The sequence below is a fragment of the Commensalibacter sp. ESL0382 genome, from assembly GCF_009725775.1.
Taxonomy (GTDB): Bacteria; Pseudomonadota; Alphaproteobacteria; order Acetobacterales; family Acetobacteraceae; genus Commensalibacter; species Commensalibacter melissae.
This window is the reverse complement of sequence record NZ_WNII01000009.1, coordinates 108,829-127,927: the sequence shown is the minus strand read 5'-3', so window position 1 is coordinate 127,927 and position 19,099 is coordinate 108,829. Positions and strand designations below refer to the sequence as shown.

At 37.6% G+C, this 19,099-nt stretch carries 15 protein-coding genes and 1 tRNA gene; 5 read left to right on the top strand and 11 right to left on the bottom strand.

Annotated features, from left to right (window positions below):
- Positions 1-11: 11 nt before the first annotated feature.
- The 5 genes from GM552_RS03455 to GM552_RS03435 are packed head-to-tail and all read right to left on the bottom strand — an operon-like array spanning position 12 to position 6,146.
- The gene (locus tag GM552_RS03455; RefSeq protein ID WP_155565287.1) at positions 12-956 is read right to left on the bottom strand and encodes a hypothetical protein; all 945 of its coding nucleotides are present in this window, start codon (positions 954-956) and stop codon (positions 12-14) included.
- The gene (locus GM552_RS03450; RefSeq protein ID WP_110438851.1) at positions 953-1,909 is read right to left on the bottom strand and encodes an MlaD family protein; all 957 of its coding nucleotides are present in this window, start codon (positions 1,907-1,909) and stop codon (positions 953-955) included. The genes GM552_RS03455 and GM552_RS03450 overlap by 4 nt, the downstream gene beginning before the upstream one ends.
- A 45-nt stretch (positions 1,910-1,954) precedes the next feature.
- Complete coding sequence (locus GM552_RS03445) at positions 1,955-2,644, bottom strand: ABC transporter ATP-binding protein (protein ID WP_110438850.1); 690 nt, start codon at positions 2,642-2,644, stop codon at positions 1,955-1,957.
- 2 nt (positions 2,645-2,646) lie between these two features.
- On the bottom strand, positions 2,647-3,675 hold the full coding sequence (locus tag GM552_RS03440) for an ABC transporter permease (protein WP_155565286.1): 1,029 nt from the start codon (positions 3,673-3,675) through the stop codon (positions 2,647-2,649).
- Positions 3,672-6,146 carry an adenylate/guanylate cyclase domain-containing protein gene (locus GM552_RS03435; RefSeq protein ID WP_155565285.1) on the bottom strand — a complete coding sequence of 825 codons (2,475 nt, stop codon included), beginning with the start codon at positions 6,144-6,146 and terminating at the stop codon, positions 3,672-3,674. Before GM552_RS03435 ends, GM552_RS03440 begins: the two co-directional genes overlap by 4 nt.
- Positions 6,147-6,455: 309 nt before the next feature.
- Between GM552_RS03435 and GM552_RS03430 the strand changes: the two genes are divergently transcribed.
- From GM552_RS03430 to GM552_RS03420, 3 genes are all read left to right on the top strand, one after another.
- Positions 6,456-6,929 carry a low molecular weight protein-tyrosine-phosphatase gene (locus tag GM552_RS03430; RefSeq protein ID WP_155565284.1) on the top strand — a complete coding sequence of 158 codons (474 nt, stop codon included), beginning with the start codon at positions 6,456-6,458 and terminating at the stop codon, positions 6,927-6,929.
- Positions 6,926-7,747 carry a fructosamine kinase family protein gene (locus GM552_RS03425; protein ID WP_155565283.1) on the top strand — a complete coding sequence of 274 codons (822 nt, stop codon included), beginning with the start codon at positions 6,926-6,928 and terminating at the stop codon, positions 7,745-7,747. The genes GM552_RS03430 and GM552_RS03425 overlap by 4 nt, the downstream gene beginning before the upstream one ends.
- 172 nt (positions 7,748-7,919) lie before the next feature.
- Positions 7,920-9,221, top strand: a complete 1,302-nt coding sequence (locus GM552_RS03420) for a multidrug effflux MFS transporter (RefSeq protein ID WP_155565282.1) — start codon at positions 7,920-7,922, stop codon at positions 9,219-9,221.
- A gap of 45 nt (positions 9,222-9,266) precedes the next feature.
- Here the strand turns inward: GM552_RS03420 and mqo are convergent, their stop codons facing one another.
- Positions 9,267-10,754: a malate dehydrogenase (quinone) gene (gene mqo / locus GM552_RS03415; RefSeq protein ID WP_155565281.1), complete on the bottom strand. Its 1,488-nt coding sequence runs from the start codon at positions 10,752-10,754 to the stop codon at positions 9,267-9,269.
- 337 nt (positions 10,755-11,091) lie between these two features.
- Between mqo and GM552_RS03410 the strand changes: the two genes are divergently transcribed.
- Both GM552_RS03410 and GM552_RS03405 read left to right on the top strand, forming a co-directional pair.
- The gene (locus GM552_RS03410; RefSeq protein WP_155565280.1) at positions 11,092-11,940 is read left to right on the top strand and encodes an ABC transporter permease; all 849 of its coding nucleotides are present in this window, start codon (positions 11,092-11,094) and stop codon (positions 11,938-11,940) included.
- A gap of 5 nt (positions 11,941-11,945) precedes the next feature.
- Complete coding sequence (locus GM552_RS03405) at positions 11,946-12,707, top strand: ABC transporter ATP-binding protein (protein ID WP_155565279.1); 762 nt, start codon at positions 11,946-11,948, stop codon at positions 12,705-12,707.
- 69 nt (positions 12,708-12,776) lie between these two features.
- On the opposite strand, the gene GM552_RS03400 is transcribed toward GM552_RS03405, so the two are convergent.
- From GM552_RS03400 to gyrA, 5 genes are all read right to left on the bottom strand, one after another.
- Positions 12,777-14,468: an alpha-keto acid decarboxylase family protein gene (locus tag GM552_RS03400; RefSeq protein WP_155565278.1), complete on the bottom strand. Its 1,692-nt coding sequence runs from the start codon at positions 14,466-14,468 to the stop codon at positions 12,777-12,779.
- A gap of 443 nt (positions 14,469-14,911) precedes the next feature.
- Positions 14,912-14,987, bottom strand: a tRNA-Lys gene (locus GM552_RS03395).
- 97 nt (positions 14,988-15,084) lie between these two features.
- Entirely contained in the window at positions 15,085-15,570 is a 486-nt protein-coding gene (locus GM552_RS03390; protein WP_155565277.1) for a peptidylprolyl isomerase, read from the bottom strand.
- Positions 15,571-15,607: 37 nt separating this feature from the next.
- A complete protein-coding gene (gene coaD / locus GM552_RS03385) occupies positions 15,608-16,129 on the bottom strand; it encodes a pantetheine-phosphate adenylyltransferase (protein ID WP_110438841.1) in 522 nt (173 codons plus the stop codon).
- A gap of 3 nt (positions 16,130-16,132) precedes the next feature.
- The gene (gyrA, locus tag GM552_RS03380; protein WP_155565276.1) at positions 16,133-18,925 is read right to left on the bottom strand and encodes a DNA gyrase subunit A; all 2,793 of its coding nucleotides are present in this window, start codon (positions 18,923-18,925) and stop codon (positions 16,133-16,135) included.
- Positions 18,926-19,099 lie beyond the last annotated feature (174 nt).

Sequence of the window (19,099 nt, the reverse complement as noted above, 5' to 3'; positions counted from 1 at the left end):
TATTATTGCCATTAATTTTTATCTAAAGAATTTTCTTTCATTTTAAATTCTTCTTGTCTCACAGTTGATAATTCATGAGATGCCAAATTATTAGTTATTTGATCAGCCTGTAATGCAACAGCTTTATACAAATAATTCTTGGCATCTGTATATTCTTTTAAAAATCGGGCACTTTTGCCAGCCCTTATATATAAATTGGCTGCCTGAATCCGATCACCTTTTGATTCATAAGCCATAGCCTGAATAACAAGCGCCCTAACCATTGCTCTATATTCAATTTGTTGACGACGGCTTACCTCTACAAATCTTGACGTGGTAATAGCATCATCATATTTCCCATTTCTATAATTCAACAATGCATGCAATTCACCTTGATCCGCTTTCCAACTATCCTCTTTTCTTGCATTTTTATCTTTTAGAATTAATTGATCAAGCTTTTGAGAAGCTTTAACCAACAAGGAAATATTATTTTGATCGTTAGCAATCAATCCTATGAAAAAATAAGCCCGTTCCCGTATATCATCTTGCGACGTTTGTACCGCATTTTGTAAAAGTCTCAAAGCCTCGTCTTGACGATGCAACCGATATAAAATGGCTGCTTCAACTAAATCCAGTTGAGGACTATTTTTTTCGTCTCTAATATATAATTCGTTACGGACAGCCTGAACAGTTTCATAAGCCTTCTGCATATTATTCATATCCAACTGAACAACAGCCAAATTATAACCTGCATTTTCAATATCATTCTGATCATCACGGGTTAAAGCTAATTGATATGATTTTAGATAATTCATTTCAGCCTGTTTTAACCGATTATAAAATACTCCCTGTTTGGCAACGTCCATAGTTCGTTGCAAAGGCTCATCTCTAGGTGGATCATTTTGTGTAACGCCGCATGCTGCCAGAAATAAAAAACCTGTAAGACAAAACGGAATCTTTTCTAAATTTCCTATCATGGTCTTACCTCTCTTGCGTGTAGACGTTTTGTTTTATGAGGCGCTTTTCCATTTCCACCCAATATCCACATACTTTTCAATTGTATAATCAATCGTTGTAAATCACCCATTGTTGATTGCAATTGAATCATCATATCCGGCAACTCTGCCGTTGCATCTTGAACATTTTTAGCTATCGGTTTCAAAGAAGGTGAAGCCTTACTTAAATCTCTGGAAACCTTTTTGAAATTAACCATGACCTTATCAGAATTTTTAACAACATGATTAATATTATTTTCAATCGGTTTCAATTGTTCAATAACATTGTTGATTGTTTGAACCATATTTTCAGCCCTTCTGATTAATTCATCATTATTAACCAAACGACCGACTGTTCCACGCCCCTGTTGAATTCCCTCAACTGTCATTTCAAGTGAAGCCATCATATTTTTTGCACTATCCATAATTGGAACAATACGTTTATGAATTTGCAATACCATTTGTGAAATCTGGTCTGCAGGATTGGGTTCTGTCTTCGCCGACAAAACAGCATAACGCCAATTTAGCGGCGTACTATACCCTCTTGTTATAGAAACAAAAGCGGCACCTGCTACGGCAAATTTACGTTTGATGGTGACTGTACTATCTCGTCTGATAAAAGTTCTGATCTGAGGATCCAGCATTGCGATTGCTGTTAAACCACCATCAGAATTGACATTGATTTTTTGTATTGTCCCCGCATTAATACCGAACACCTCCACATCATCTCCAACCGATAGATTGTCAACACCTGTTTGTGGCAGGATAATATTCAGTTGTGCCGCAGGGGTAAGCCAGTCCCGTAATACACCAGCTTCAATAATTGCACCAATAAATGCCAATAAGCATAAAAGAACAAGACCACCTGTCCACTCATTGGCATATCTTAGCTGAAATAACTGTCGCGCTTTTGTGTATCGTTTGCTGTTAAACATTTTATTTTATAACCGTATCATTCATGCAATTAAGGATAAATATTCTTATTGATTTTCCAATGTTAACCCTTTTTCCTGCAACCGCATCCAATGCGTCACCCGTTCCCTATAATAATTCCACAAAGAAAACTGTTGTGTAAAGCAAATAACACCGGCCCCTTTATTTTGTGCCGTATTCAACATTTCAAACAGTGGGAATAACAAATCTTCTGAAAATCCTTCAAAAGGGTGCTCCAATAAAATTAGATCAGGGTTTCCCAACAAGGCCCTCACACATGCAGCCCTATGTAAATCTACCGGCATCATATGGCGAGGCGTATCCATGGGAAGACCAGGCAAACCAAAAATTCGACATAGTGTCAAAGCCTGCTTGGTCAATTTATCGATAGCTAAAGAGGAATGATGCAACATTGGCATCAAGATATTGATTGCGACAGGATACATATCAACCCAACCACCCTGTTGAAATATACGACCTATTCTTCCCCTTAAGGCAGATAATCTTGGCTCATTCAGAGAGGACCATTCCATCCCCTCAAATTTGACACTTCCTTCATCTAACTTGACAATACCACTACATAAATCCGCTAAAGCAGTTGATAACTCCATACTGCCCGTTTCAACAATGATACATTCGCCTGCCCGCAATTTTAAATTGTATGGCACATAAGGCAACGCGCTTTCTTCAAATGAAGGTTTGGCGTTATCTATATTCAATAATATTTTATCCACCATCACTAAAATCCTATTGTAAATAAAATATTAACCACCATGATGAGCAAAATACCGCGCGTAAAACCTTTGGGCAATAACGTTGCAGGATCATCTGTAACTTTGACATTCATACCAGTGATACAAGAACCAACACCAATCAAAAAACCCATAACGATAAATTTTGAGGGTACCAGAATATAATCCCATCCCGTCATTGCGGCGAGGATATTACTGTAGAACATCCAAATGGAATCATGCATTGTCCCCATAAAATAAGTTACCAGGTAACCCATGAATAACGAGATAATACCAAAAACCATTCCCAGGGTAAAACTGGCAATAGTAAAAGCCCAGGCTCTTGGCACTACAATGGTTATAAAAGCATCTATTCCCATAGACGTAAAAAATTTAAGCTGTCCGCCCATTGCTAGTAAACTGCATTCCGTTACGGTCAGAATGCCATTTCTTCCTAATAAAATCATTCCCACCAGCACCGGGGCCAGTTCTCGAACCAGAACTGTAACCAGGATGGGTCCAGTCATTTTGGTTAGCCCTGCTGCGCCAAGCCATAAAATCGCTTGAGAAACCACAGCCAAACCCGCAAGACTAGCCGTAAAGAAAGTGCTGAAAAATCCACCGCCAATGGCCAACCCTACCATTCTTTTGAATTCATACTTTACTGTCCTGCGCCATGTTAGAGGAGAGATGCTTTCAACCAGCACTCCCCATGAAACTGCCAGAACAGACAAAAGAAACCGAAAATAACTGCGCGTTGCTGAACCAATTACATTCAGAACAGGCTGCATGTACCAGAAAATAACAATTCCGATTTTTCTGAAAATCGAAAAGAAACCCGGTTCTACAGTTTTCAAACGTTGATATAATGTTTGCTCCTGTTCAGCTTCACGAATACGAATGGATTCCATATATCGATCGACATCATGAATACCATTATAATTCAAGCTCGATAAAATCGTTTCGACCTGTTTATCCGATCTGGGAGCACTCTCCCTTTTGGCATACTGGTCATTATTATTTTGATAATCGTTCATCGTCTGCCAGCAAGAATAAATATATCAGCAACACCCATATCAGGAATAAAGAAATTTCCTCTTGATCTGAACAGGAAATCGTTTCTTAAAGCCGCATAGGCTTCTTGTGTCACTTGAATCGTTGCATCATCTTTAGCCATTTGTGCCATCAATGAAGACATTCCGACCACGGGCCCCCATAATGCAAAAGTTTTTGCGTCTTTGCCAAACCAGGACCCGATTGCTGGACCAACATCTATTCCAATCCCAAATGTAGAACTTGTATATTTATGGGGGATAATCTCCAGACAGGCCTCTCGCATATCTATTGCCGCTTGGGCCAATCTGATCGGGGCGGTGATGTCTGGCTCCTTTGAACATCCCGTCACAGCAATCAGATGACCGCCCATAATTCTTACGTAGAAAATACCATATTTCTGTGCGATTTTCTCCAATACAATGACTAAATTTTTGACAGGTTTGATTAATTCCACCGTATGCTGAATATCAGAAGACAAAAACCCACTAAATGAAATATCCATCATCGCAACAGCAGGATATATGGTTTGTTCGCCTTGTTTATCAAATTGACCGAAATCAATTTTATTTTTTGAAAACTGACCCGGATCTATCAGATAATCATGATTAATATCTTTTTCCGTATTTTCCAAATCATCTTTGACCGTTTTTTTCAAAAATTCTTTCTGAGAAGAAACTTTACCATTTTCATAGTGTAGTCTTTGGTGTTTGCCAATCTGGTCAAATTCAACTTGGGCCGCAACAAAACGCATTGTAACCAGCCCAGCAAAAATTTTTGTGATATGATTTATATTATAAAGATAAGGCGTATCCTCAACCAGAATTGCCCCTATTGTTCCATTTTTACCTAAAACAGGGGTAATCATCAGCGATCGATTAGAAACAGAGCTCATAAACAGTCGATATAATGCAGCCGTTCTCTGATCATGTTCAGCATTGTCCACAACAACTGTTTCACCTGCATCAAGCAATTCAAAAAAATTGGGTAATTCCGAAATAGAATATTCATATCCACCAGCATGATTATCTTCTGTCCGATCATATATATCATTGCAAATCAAGGATTTATGATCAGTTGAAAAATGCCAAATACTGACTCGATGTGCAGAAACCAGCTTGCAAAGTTTTTCGGTAAGAATAAGCGCTTCATTTCTGGGGTCAAAAACTTCCGGCGTTGAGGCTACCATCTCGATAGCATCACTTTCCTGTTCAACCACATTTTGAATGTGCTGGAAACGCAGACCAAGTTTATCCATACGATGTCCCTGATAAATTAGTAATCCCGCCATTGATGCGGCCAATGCAACAACCAACAAGGAAAAAAGCAGATTCTGCTTTGCACCTGAAGCTACAAAACCAGAAAAATCTTTTTCTGGTATAACAATCATGATAACCCATTTCTGTATTGAATCAGGTAATCTGGAAGTTACGCAAATATAATTGCCAGCGACTTGTTTCTGTTTATCAATAATATTTTTTGAATTTTTTTTCTGATCCTGTCCCTGACCAAGATCAGGTTTTTTTTCCATTTTAAAGGAATGAATACCAGAACCTTGGATCTGAAATTGATCATATGCCCTAGCTATCACGGGATTTACCGCAGGATTTATTTTTGAATCTTGGGGATTCCATTCATTTCCAACGAAATAGGTCAATAGATTGGGAGAGGCAATAATATGACCAGTATTGTCAATGATTATGATCCGCGCATTATTGCTCAGTTTTATGGAAGCCAAAAATTTCGTCAATTCTTGCAAGGAGATATTCATTGCAAAAACATTTTTTTTCCCATCTTTATCCACAAAAGGTATAGATGCTGTCACCGCCAAGCCTTTTTTTGTTGGCATCAAAACAGGTGATGACCAAGTCAATTTATTATTTTCAACAGCTGTATGATACCAGGCACGTAAACGAGGATCATAGGCGTTGGCTGGCATATAACGTGTTTTAATAACCTTTTTACTGTCAAAAACGTGATATTCCTCTAAAAAACGTCCACCTTTTTGATCTGGCTCCAATGTTATAACCCTTACTTGGTCAGGATGATCAGGAACACGTTCAACCATATTGAAACGACCGTCACTATCAGCCAAGTAAAAAGATTCAGCCTGTTTCGTACGATGTAAACTGCTCATCGCATAACTATAAAACATTCCCCATTTATATTCGGATGGAATATGACTTAACATATCAACCGCCAATCCCCCACCCTTGGTGGCTGGATTGAGATAAGACAATATTTCTTCGGAAATCCTGGATTGTTCGGTCCGCAAAATCACATGTGATAATTTTGAAATCCCAGCTTTTGTCGTGTGATAAGAATGAAGGGTCACCCCAACCACAACAAAAGAGACCAAAATAACCCCAAGCACGGGAATACCAATTCGCAGAAAAAAACGCCACAAACGATTTACTGGATTTTTGGTTGGATCAACAATTTCACCAGCAGGCACCTATCATCCCCTTGATTTAAACCATTCAAAATTTTTATTATTTTAAATAATTAAGTTAGCAAAATCCATATTCTATATGAAAAAATAACTAACATAAAATAAATTATAATAGACTGATATTATGAATCATCATAATTATAGCTGTTACTATATATTAGTTTGCATAAATTACCAAATTTGCTTATTAAAACAGTTAAAAAACTTATGAAGCTTAGCATTGTCATGATAGCAAAAGTATTTTAACATAAAAATAGATTTGCAAAATCAATATATTTCTCAACAATTTATTATCATAACATTGAGTTTTGTATGGCTTTATATTCAGTATTGTTTGTCTGTTTGGGTAATATTTGTCGTTCCCCCATGGCTGAAGCTGCTTTCAGTCTAGAAGTCAAAAAAAGAAAATTGCCAGTTTCTGTTGATTCTGCTGGATTAGGAGCGTGGCATATTGATCAACCCCCAGATCCGCGTACCATACATGAGGTCATGAAACATGGAATAGACATTCGCCATTATCTTGGAAGGCAAATTCAGCTACAGGATTTTCATGATTTTACACATATAATTGGCATGGATCATAAAAATATCGTTCAATTAAAAAAATTGGCACCATATGATACAGATAGTAAAATAAAATTATTGCTTGATTATATTCCCAATCATCAGAATGAAGAAATTTCAGATCCCTATTACAAAAATCAAGATGCTTTTTCACTAACATGGTCTCAAATAAACGAGGCTTGTCATAATCTGGCAAATTATTTTGAACAGCAAATATCATGAATATTTACCCTCCCTCTGCCCTCATTTCTATTGCGGAAAAATATCTTAATGACAAGATAGAACAAGCACAACCCTTAACCCAGGGTGATGTTTCCGAAACATTCCATATCATAACAAAAAACAAGAAAAATTATGTGATCAAAAATGGTGCATCTCCTCAAAGTGAGGGAAAAATGCTTAAATTTCTTGCAAGTAATGGCATTGATGTTCCAAAGGTCATTCTTGCCAATTCAGAAATTTTAATTTTGGAAAGAATTAAGGAAACAAATTCTTTTTCCTTGGAAACATGGTCCAATCTTGGAAAAATGTTAACCAAACTTCATAACATCCATAACTCCAATTATGGCTGGGAGGACAATTATGCTTTTGGAACAATCAATGTTATCAATACACCTTCATCTAGTTGGGTAAAATTTTGGGGTGAATGGCGTTTGGCATGTTACCTGTCCCATTTACCGGTAACAACTGCCAAAAAAATAGAACATCTTGTTATCAAACTTGATGACTTTTTGCCTGATCATCCTATAGCCAGCCTCCTTCATGGAGATTTGTGGACCGGTAATATCCTTGCCCATTACAATCAACCCTATTTAATTGACCCAGCCTGTTATTATGGCCATAATGAAGTTGATATTGCCATGTTAAACCTTTTTGGTAATCCTTATGACATTTTTTATCAATCTTATAATCTTCTTGAGAAAGGATGGCAAAAACGTTTGGCAATTTATCAAATATTCCCTTTGATTATTCATTACATTCTTTTTGGAAATTATTATTTACGAATGCTAAACAAGATTCTTGATGATCTAAAAATATAAATTCAGATGTTTTTATCTTTTATTCCATCATATGCACAAAAAATCCGTAAGGTGTAAATGGTAAAATCATCAGCCTGATTAAACCGATATTTTATACGTAACATTTAATTTATATTGAATTAATTCATTAATAATCTATTTACTAACATAAAATAAATTTAAATACGAAACTATGAATAAATTGAAACAAGATAACCTAAACACTATAGACTTATCCTGGTGGATTATAGTCATACTTGGCCTGTTGACTGCGATTGGTCCCCTTGCAACAGATATGTATCTTCCCGCCTTTCCTCAGATCAGTCAAGATTTGGCAGGTTATGGCAATGGTGCAGCCCAGATCACCTTAACGGTATGGTTTATCGGCTTAGCCATTGGTCAATTTACATCTGGTCCGATATCTGACCGATACGGACGTCGGGCTCCTCTATTTTTAGGCATGTTACTTTTCACTTTAGGTTCGGCAGGTTGTGCAATCTTTTCAAATTTTTATCTTTTTTGCTTATGCCGCCTTCTTTCATCGCTAGGAGGTTCAACCGCCATGGTTGTTCCTCGAGCCATGGTAAGGGATATTGCCACCGGAAAGAAAGGCATTAAAATAATGGCACAACTGGCATTGGTTGGTGCGATTGTTCCTATTGCAGCACCAACACTTGGTGGTCTCATTGTTGCCAAATTTCCCTGGCGCGTCCTATTCTGGATAATGACAATCTACGGCTTTTTGGGTACTGTTTCAGTAATAATAATGCTTCCTGACACTTTACCCATTAGATACCGCATTCAATCCTCTATCCGATCAATTTTATGGCGATATATTCGCATTGTTCAAGAACCTGTCTTTAGTTCAAACACTTTGATAACCAGTTTTGGACTTTTCATGATATTTGCCTATTTGAGCGGTACACCTGACATATTGAGTAATGTTATGCATTTTTCTAAATTGCAGCTAGCACTTTGGTTTGGTATCAATTCCGCTGTAATTGCCGGTTGTAATCAGCTTAATGGTATTCTAATCAACAAATTTAAACCAAGCTTTTTGACAAACTGTGCGGTAAATGTAGCATTTATCGTTTCAATCCTGTTTATTATTCTTTGCTTTTTACCACTACCTCATAATTGGCTAGGCATTATATTTGTTTGTTCTCCAATTGTAATAATCATGGGATGCCTAGGATTTATTTTTCCTAATTGTACCATATTTGCCTTTACCCTACATGGAAGAAAAATAGGAAGTGCGTCCGCATTATTGGGAACCATTCAATTCATCCTTGGTGCATTAAGCAGCTGGATCATGGGTCTTTTGCCACAAGATAACATGCTCTACGTAGCAATTGGTGTTTTTATAGGAGTATTGGGATTCTTTCTTTGTAATTTATGGCGTCAATATGCGACATGCAAAATTATTTCAAAAATGCAAGAAAGAGTAAACAAAGGAAATAATAATTTTGATCGACTTATCAAAGATTTGAAATAAAAATACCCATTTAAAATGGGTATTTAAAACTATTCAGATAAAACCCTAAGTTAATTGTAACGCTTTATCAGAAAAATCATGCAATTTGTTATAAGTTCCTGCATCTTTTTGAAGTTCCTGTTCTTCAGCAGGGAATATCTCATGCAATTTCTTGGCCCATTTTCCCTGGACTTGCTCAGGAAAACATTTTTTAATCAGGTTCACCATAATTGAAACTGATACAGAGGCACCAGGAGAGGCACCCAGTAAAGCGGCAAGGGATTTATCACTGGATGTTATAACCTCGGTACCCATTTGCAGGATTGGTTTACCATATGGATCTCTTTTGATAATTTGAACACGCTGTCCAGCAACCTGAAGTTTCCAATCTGATTTTTTTGCCTGGGGATAGAAACGGAGTAAAGCATTAATACGGTCGTCCATCGTTTGTGTACTCTGGCGAATAAGATATCGAATAAAGTCGATATTATGTATCGCCACAGATAATAAAGGTTCAATATTTTCCAAACGAACCGATGAAAGGAAATCAAAATATGAACCCTTTTTTAGAAATTTAGTTGTAAATCCGGCAAATGGACCAAATAGGATTGATTTATTACCATCAATGACACGTGTATCCAAATGCGGTGCCACAACAGTAGGCAATCCTTCCATGGATAGGCTGTAAACCTTGGCATGGTGCTGTTCTACAATCGTGGGATTATCACATCGTAACCATTGACCGCTTACTGGAAATCCACCCAGTCCACGTCCTTCAGGTATGCCGGATTTCTGTAACAATAATAGTGCTGCGCCACCTGCACCTATAAAAACGAATTTTGATAAAACAATATTTTCGTAACCACTTATCCGATTTTTATATTTTATTTCCCAAACACCATTAACCCGTTTTATATCAACAACCTGCTCATCATATTGAATGGAAACGTCATCATATTTTTCAAGTTGTGCCAATAATTTACGTGTCAAGGCACCATAATTGACATCTGTACCGCCCTTCACACGTGTCAATGCAATTTTTTCACTTGCATTTCGACCATTACCAACCAGCGGCGCCCATTCCTTAACTTTTTGATGATCTTCAGTGAATTCCATTTTTGCAAATCCTGCAAATTCACGAATTTTATCATATCGATGCTTTAAAAATGCAACATTATCAGCCCCATAAACAAAACTGCAATGAGGTACTGGATTTATAAAATCCCGAACCGTTGTAAATTTCCCTTGCTCGACTAAATAGCTCCAAAACAAGCGTGAAGTCTCAAATCTGGAATTCGTGACAATTGCGCGGGTTAAATTTATTTCCTCCCCCTTAATAAAGGGAGTGTAATTCAATTCGCACAAACCAGCATGACCTGTTCCCGCATTATTCCATGCCGCTGAACTTTCATCGCCACCTTCGGAACATCTTTCTAAAATGGTAATTTTATAATCAGGATTAAATTCTTTTAATAATGTGCCCAACGTAGAGCTTACAATGCCAGCACCAACAAGGACAGCATCTTTGACTTCATGCATAGATATATTTTTCATTTGATCAACATATTTTAATAACTGAAAATTATTCACTATTTTTATTTATACGACACGTTATCTAAATAACCTATTAATTTATGATAATATTTTCGAGAACTGATCAAATCAAATAATGCAGAAATTATTTCAAATTAAATTTAAATTATTATTGTTACAATATTAACAATTATTATAAATAATCATTAAATATATTCATAAATAAAAAGTATTATAAAGTATTGATGCAATTATTTTGAAGACGATCAATGCTGTTTTTTTGTTTGAAAAGCAATTTTAAACACTATATTTTAATTTTATTTATTATTTAATCGCCAATGAATATACGGACTTTGCAATGTCAAATAATAATCAGATTTTACCAAAAGAACCGATCCTTGATCTTGGCCCTGTAAAGTTTTCACAAAATATCAAACTTGCCGTGTTGGATATTCTGGAAGGATTTATGAAATGGAGGTTAAATTGTAAATTGGGTTGGACAGATATTAAATTACGCTATCGGGGATCAATTCTGGGACCTTTTTGGATCACCATTATAATGGGAAGCAAAATTGCGACTATTGGTTTTCTTTATGCATATCTTTTACACATTAATATTCATGAATATCTTCCCTATGTTTCCCTTTCCGTGGTTTTATGGACTTTTATAAGCACTTTAACAATTGATAGCTGCACAATATTTACCAATTCTGAGAAATTGATTTTATCCACACGTCTACCCTACAGCGTATATGCATGGCGAAGTATCATCAGTAATTTCCTAATCCTTATCCATAACCTATTAGTCATTGTAATTGTCTTCTGCATTCTAAAGGTCGTGCCCTATACCCTATATCTTTTAATTCCCTCTGGTATATTATGGACACTGGATAGTTTGGCTATTTGTTTATTGATCGGTATTCTAGGCACCAGATTCAAAGATGTTCCACCTATTATAGCCAGTATAATGCAAGCTTTGTTTTTTATAACTCCCATTATCTGGAAGATTAATTTCATTCATTTCAACAAAAACTATATGCTTCTGGATCCACTTTACCCTCTGTTTGAAATTGTGCGCGCACCCATTCTTGGAGAATATGTGTCTTCATCTATCTGGTTTGCTGCGATTGTTTACAGCCTGATATTATGGGTAACCGCAATTTTCATTTTCAGTAAAACACGTTTTCGCATTCCCTACTGGATTTAGATATCATGCCCAGTATTACCGTAAAAAATCTTTATATATCTTTTCCTTTATATCATGAAAATATGCGTAATTTACGAAAAATCACCAATATTTTCCTTTCTGGACGTCTTAGCGAAGACAAACATAGAAAAATTTATGTTCAAAGCTTACGCGATATAAGCTTTAGCATTAAGGGTGGAGAAAGAGTAGGTTTGATCGGTACAAATGGTGCCGGAAAAACAACTCTTTTACGTACGATGTCAGGAATTTATGAACCGGTAAGCGGTCATCTTCGTATTGAAGGTCATATTAGCTCATTATTAGATCCATCAGTTGGAATGAATCCTGAATTAACAGGAAGAGAAAATATACGATTAAGATGTTATATTGATGGTGTTCCCCGTAAGCAGATGAATGAAATCGAAGAAAAGGTCATTGAATTCTCTGAATTAGGACCCTACATTGACTTACCGGTAAAAACCTACAGTTCTGGCATGAATTTGCGATTGGGTTTTGGTCTCATCACTGCAATTGATCCACAAATCCTATTAATGGACGAATGGTTCATGACAGGTGATGAAGGATTTATGCTCAAAGCCACGCACAGATTGGAAAATATCGTAAAAAAATCACAAATTTTAATTATTTCAACTCATTCGCCGCAAATTCTTATAAAATGGTGCAATCGGATCATATGGTTGGAACAGGGATTTTTGAAAATGGATGGAACCCCACAGGAGGTTTTACCGGTCTATCTTAACAAGCCTGTGGACGAACTTTTTAGGTAAATATCTAAACAAGAAAACCTTTTCATTAAACAATCATGAAAAGGTTTTATACTAAATTATTTGATGATTTTATTTTTTTTCACGTGGTGGTCTTGAATTCGCCTTGGCAACTTTCTTGCCCCAAACAACAAGATCAGGAGAACAATCTTGAGGATCAATAGCAACCTCGATTAAAACCGGACCTTGTTTATGATTAAGCGCTGTTTTCATCGCATCAGCCAATTCTGCGCCATTTTTAGCTTTCAAACCAAGTCCATGACCATCTTCGGCATTAAACGTGTTGATGATATTCGCGTAATCCCAATTTTTAACACGATTGTAAGGACCGTCATGAATTTTGACCTCAATCGTATAACCCTGGTTATTGATCAAGATAATAATGACGTTCAAATTATGACGAATCATTTGAGCAACTTCTTGAGCTGTCAATTGAAATGAACCATCACCGACCATCACAATGTTTCGACGTTCAGGGGCACTGACTGCATAACCAAAAATTGCCGGAACAGACCAGCCAATATGTCCCCATTGCATTTCTGATTCAACACGAGCTCCATTAGGAAGCTTGTAATGCATACCATGGAACCATGAATCCCCTGTTTCAAGGAAAATCGTTGTATTATTGTCAATAATTCCTTGAATTTGACGGGTTAGTTCAACTGTTGTTAAAGGTGCATTACCTTCTGCAACGACAGCAGCTTTTTCAGCATGATGCTTAGCCTTGAAAGCTTCCAATGCAGTTGAATTCTTTTTGATAAGAGGTATGATGTGTTTTAGAATGTTTTTTAGTTTGAAACCGCTGAATTCTGTTTTTGCTGCACGTAAATGATGCGGAGAAAATAGAATATCCTTATCCTCATCGTATAAATGGGAAGTCCATCCAACCGTTGAATAATCGTTGAATACCGCGCCAACATAAATACGACAATCGGAATTCTTAACATATTCCTCGACACCAGGTGAACTGATTTCACCCCAGAAAGTTCCAATATAATGAGGATCTTCCTCAGGGAAGAAACTTTTCGCATGCGCCATAGTGGCCACAGGACATCCTAAATGTTTGGCCAATGCAATCACTTCTTTTTCTGCAGCTGCAGCACGTGTTTTATTGCCAACTACAATAACAGGATTTTTGGCATTGTTGATTTTTTCCAGACAAGCTTTTGCTGCAGCCTCCAATGAATCAACATCACTACTTTTCTCATAGGTCAGACTGGTGATTGGTCCCGGTCTTGCACAAGGCAAATTAACAATATTACAAGATAATTCGATATATACAGGTTTCTGATGATATAAAGCCTGACGAATTGCATGGTCAATCAAGGCTGGCGCTGTATCGGCATGTGTTATTGAGACAGCCGCAACCGTGATATATTTGGCCATTTCAAGCTGATATGAATAGTCATAATGACCCGTTGTATGGTGTAAAATGTGTCCGCTGCCATAATCATTGTTATTAGGTGCACCAGAAATCAAGATTAAAGGCAAATTCTCAGCTGCAGCACCCCCAACAGCGTTAAATGCACTAAATGCACCAACACTAAAAGTTACAACGGCAGCTCCCAGTCCACGTGAACGAGCATACCCTTCGGCTGCAAATCCACAATTAAGCTCATTGCTGCAATAAACCTGTTTTAATTCTGAAACTTTTTCCAGTTCATCTAATAGTATAAGGTTATAATCACCCGCTACTGCAAAAACATGGTTTAACCCAAGTTGGGCAAGCCGTGTGGCAAGATATTGACCAACAGTGTATACCAATGAATTTCTCCTGATAATGATTTAACTATTTATTTGCAAAAATTATATCCAATACTTTTGCTATCAATTTTTTTAATATGTGCCTCAAGAAAGAACAAAGAACTCGACTGAAGCACTATCAAATAATTGTTACCAATTTATCATACTGCAAGAGGCAGATCAATCCAAACTTTACAAATCTGGATGCATTAAGCCTTACAAAAACTAGAAAAAATATACTTTTTTAACTATTATTTCTTTTTTCAAAAGGAAAATAATATAATACAAAAAATTATACCATATTAAAGAAATTATCTATTTATCTATGTTAAAAAAATTAATTTAAAATATTTTTTAAAATTGTTGTGAAAATATTGACAACGTCATAAACATATATTTGTATTATATTTACATACGTTTAAAATACTGAATTATAAGGGGATTTGATATCCATCATTCTTTGATGGTGAGCCGGGAGGGATTCGAACCCTCGACCATTCGATTAAAAGTCGAATGCTCTACCAACTGAGCTACCGGCTCTTAGAAAGTCCGCTGTTTTCTTGCGGTGTGAGCATTGAAATAGTGGTTATTCGCAAAGAAGTCAACCACTATTTTTCATTTTCTTTAAAAAATTTAGTTATGAAACTGTAACCATTCGAACAATACGGTCCGGATCCTGAACCATACCATTTGCCCCGGTTCCCCTTTTAATCTGATCTACATATTCCATTCCCTCGATAACTTCGCCAACAATGGTATATTGACCATTCAAGTGCGGTGCCTCTTCAAACATAATAAAAAACTGACTGTTGGCACTGTTTGGATCCATTGTACGTGCCATGCCTATTGTACCACGACGAAAACCCTCTTTTTTTGTGAATTCAGCGGGCAAATCTGGCAAGTCACTCCCTTTGGTACCTGTACCACTTGGATCGCCTCCCTGAGCCATAAAACCCTCTATAACACGATGGAAAGGGGTATTATCGTAAAATCCACTTTCCGTCAACGCGACCAAACGTTCCGCTGCCAATGGTGCAAGATCTTGACGCAATTTTATAATGACCGTTCCATCCTTCAATTTCATATGAATTGTATCTGCTGATAGTTTTTTATCATTTTCCATTATTTTTTCACTTTATTTACATGAATAATTTGTTATTTCACGATTTCAAGAACATCTTCTGAAACCTGTTATAAGTAGATTTTGGAACAAAGGATGATATATCCCCGCCCAACAAAGCCACTTCTTTTACAAATCTTGAAGCTATACTCCGATTTTGTTCAGTGGCAACTAAAAAAATCGTTTCGATGTTTGGATCCAAACATTGATTCATTAAACACATCTGGAATTCAAAATCAAAATCTGTTGCCTGTCTTAAACCGCGTATAAGAATTTGCGCATTATATTTTTTTGCACAATCAACTAGAAGATTGTCAAAGCCGATAACATCAATATCGCATCCGCTATGGTTTAAGATTTTGCAGACTTCACCAAATTCCTCAATCAGGGCTTCATGAATACATGTCACACGCTCTTCCAAAGACCATAAGGGCTGCTTATTTGCATTTAAAGCGACCCCTATGATTAATTTGTCCACAATACGAACGGCCCTTTTAATAATATCAATATGACCATTCGTTATAGGATCAAATGTGCCTGGATAAAATCCTATTCTCGGCATTCCCTATTCATCCTTATCTTCTGATAAGGCTGAATCGGTGTCTGTCTGATTTTCATCACTGTCATCAGAATTATCAATCACAGGAAAAACACTACTGACCGTTTCCCCTTCATCAATACGGAATAAAGTTACCCCCATTCCTGTTCTTGATGTAATCCGTATCTGGTTAACTGGCACGCGAATCAAACGTCCCTTGTCCGTCACCATCATTACATCTGTATTTTCCCACACCGCAAATGTTGCAACAACGGCATCCCCGTTCTTGCCCGTCAGATTTATATTAGCAATACCCAATCCGCCTCGACCACTTACTCGATATTCATAAGCGGAAGTCCGTTTACCAAAACCGGCATTGGTTACCGTCAGAAGAATTTCCTCAGACCGTTGTAGCTCGCTTAAGCGTCCTGTTGTCAACTCTACAGCAGATTCATTATTTTCAACTTCGTCCTCAAATGGATCTTCACTTTCAACAATCGTTTCATCATCACTGGTTTCGGCATTTTCCGCACGTCGTTTCGCATTACTGTAACGTAAATAATCAAGTCGTTCAGAAGTTAAAATATTAACATGATTTAAGACAGTTAAGGAAATAACCTCATCATTATCAGCCAATTTGATACCACGAACACCGGTACTTCCACGTCCGGAAAAAACGCGCAAAGAACTATCGGTAATCTGGAAACGTATAGCCCGACCTTTATTGGTGGCCAAAAGAACATCCTGACCTTCCTGACAGGTAGCAACCCCTATAAGCCGTTCATGTTCATCTAGTTTCATGGCAATCAAACCGGAAGAACGTATATTTCCAAAATCACTCAGGCGATTACGCCTGACGTTTCCGGATGAGGTGGCGAACACAAGATGCAAGTCTGACCACAATTCCTCATCCTGAGGCAAAGGTAATACTGTTGTCACCTCATCATTTCCTAAATCAGGCAATAAATTGACTAATGCTCTACCTTTTGACGTTGGGCTGGCTTCTGGTAAATGCCAAACTTTTGCACGGTACGCCTTTCCTCCAGAAGAGAAAAATATTACCCATTGATGTGTATGCGCGTTAAAGGATCGTGTAATTATATCATCTCCACGTCTTCCGGCCCCAGTTCTGCCACGACCCCCACGATTTTGAGAACGAAAAGTGTCCAGTGGGGTACGCTTGATAAATCCATCACGTGTTATGGTTACAACCATCTGTCCTGGTTCAATCAGGCTTTCATCAGTTTGGTCGCCTTCATAATCGACAATATCGGTCATTCTTTCACAGGCAATTGCAGATCTTACACGAACAAGTTCATCACGCATAATTTCCATACGACGCAAATGACTCGCAATAATTTCTAGCAATTCCTCAATCCGTTTTGAAACTTCCATTAGTTCACTTTGAATTTTTTCACGTTCCAAACCGGTTAACCGTTGCAATCTCAACTCAAGAATACCGCGAACCTGCACTTCACTGAGATAAACCCTTCCGTCTTTTAATGTATTACCTTCATCTTGGATAAGATTTAAAAGACTTTGGATATCTTCCGCAGGCCAGGACCGATTCAATAATTGATCACGAGCTGTTACCGTATCCGGAGCCGAGCGGATTAAAGCGATAACTTCATCTATATTAGCAACCGCGATAACCAGACCCAACAATAGATGCGCCCGATCCCTAGATTTTCTTAATTCAAATCGCGCCCGACGCAAAATCACCTCCTCACGGAAGGAGATAAAGGCATTTAACGCATCTTTCAATCCCAGCAACTGAGGTTTTCCATTGGTTAATGCAAGCATATTCACACCAAAAGTCGTCTGTAGCTGGGTAAAGCGGTATAATTGATTTAAGACCACCTCCGCGGTAGCATCACGTTTGATTTCAATGACCACCCGCATACCAGAACGATCACTTTCATCACGGATATCGGAGATACCTTCAATCTGCTTATTACGTACAAGCTCCGCAATTTTCTCTTGTAAAGTCGCTTTGTTTACCTGAAAGGGAATCTCGGTGATAATAATGGCCTGCCTGTCCTTGCGAATTTCCTCGATACTGGCACGTCCCCGCACCAGTATTGATCCACGTCCCGTTTCAAATGCATTACGAATACCTGAACGTCCAAGAATGATACCGCCAGTGGAAAAATCTGGACCAGGTACAATTTGCATTAATTGTGCAAGATCCATGTCTGGATTGGCAATTAATGCCAAGGTAGCATCGATAATTTCTCCAGGGTTGTGAGGCGGTATATTCGTCGCCATTCCCACCGCAATACCCGAGGCACCGTTTATTAAGAGATTTGGATAGGCTGCGGGCAAGATAACAGGTTCCTGCTCGCTTTCATCATAATTTGGCTGAAAATCAACTGTATCCTGATTTATGTCTTCCAATAAAAATATGGCAGGTTTCCCCAGACGTGCCTCTGTATAACGCATAGCTGCTGGAGAGTCGCCATCAACAGACCCGAAATTCCCCTGACCGTCAACCAGACCTACCCGCATAGACCAACGCTGTGCCATTCTTACCATGGCATCATAAATTGATGAGTCCCCATGCGGATGATATTTGCTCATCACATCCCCAACAGCACGGGCAGATTTACGATAAGGTTTATCAGGGGTCAAACCACTTTCAAACATTGAATATAAAATTCGACGATGAACGGGTTTCAACCCATCTCTGACATCCGGCAAAGCACGACTGACAATTACAGACATGGCATACGCCAGATAAGAGGTTTGCATTTCCTCTTCAACGGTAACAGGGGTAATATCGGTTGAAAAGGATGAAGTATTTTCTGGTAAATCGGTCAAGGCAGATCCATCATTTAATTAATTATAAACTAATCTACAAACAAATAACTTTAAATCAGGTTACAACGTAAGAATGTCTTATGATCTTTGCAAAATAACCCTTAAATAATAATATCCCTATAATATAGAGTAAAACTTATAAGTTTTATAGTGGAAAGAAAATAAATAATTTTA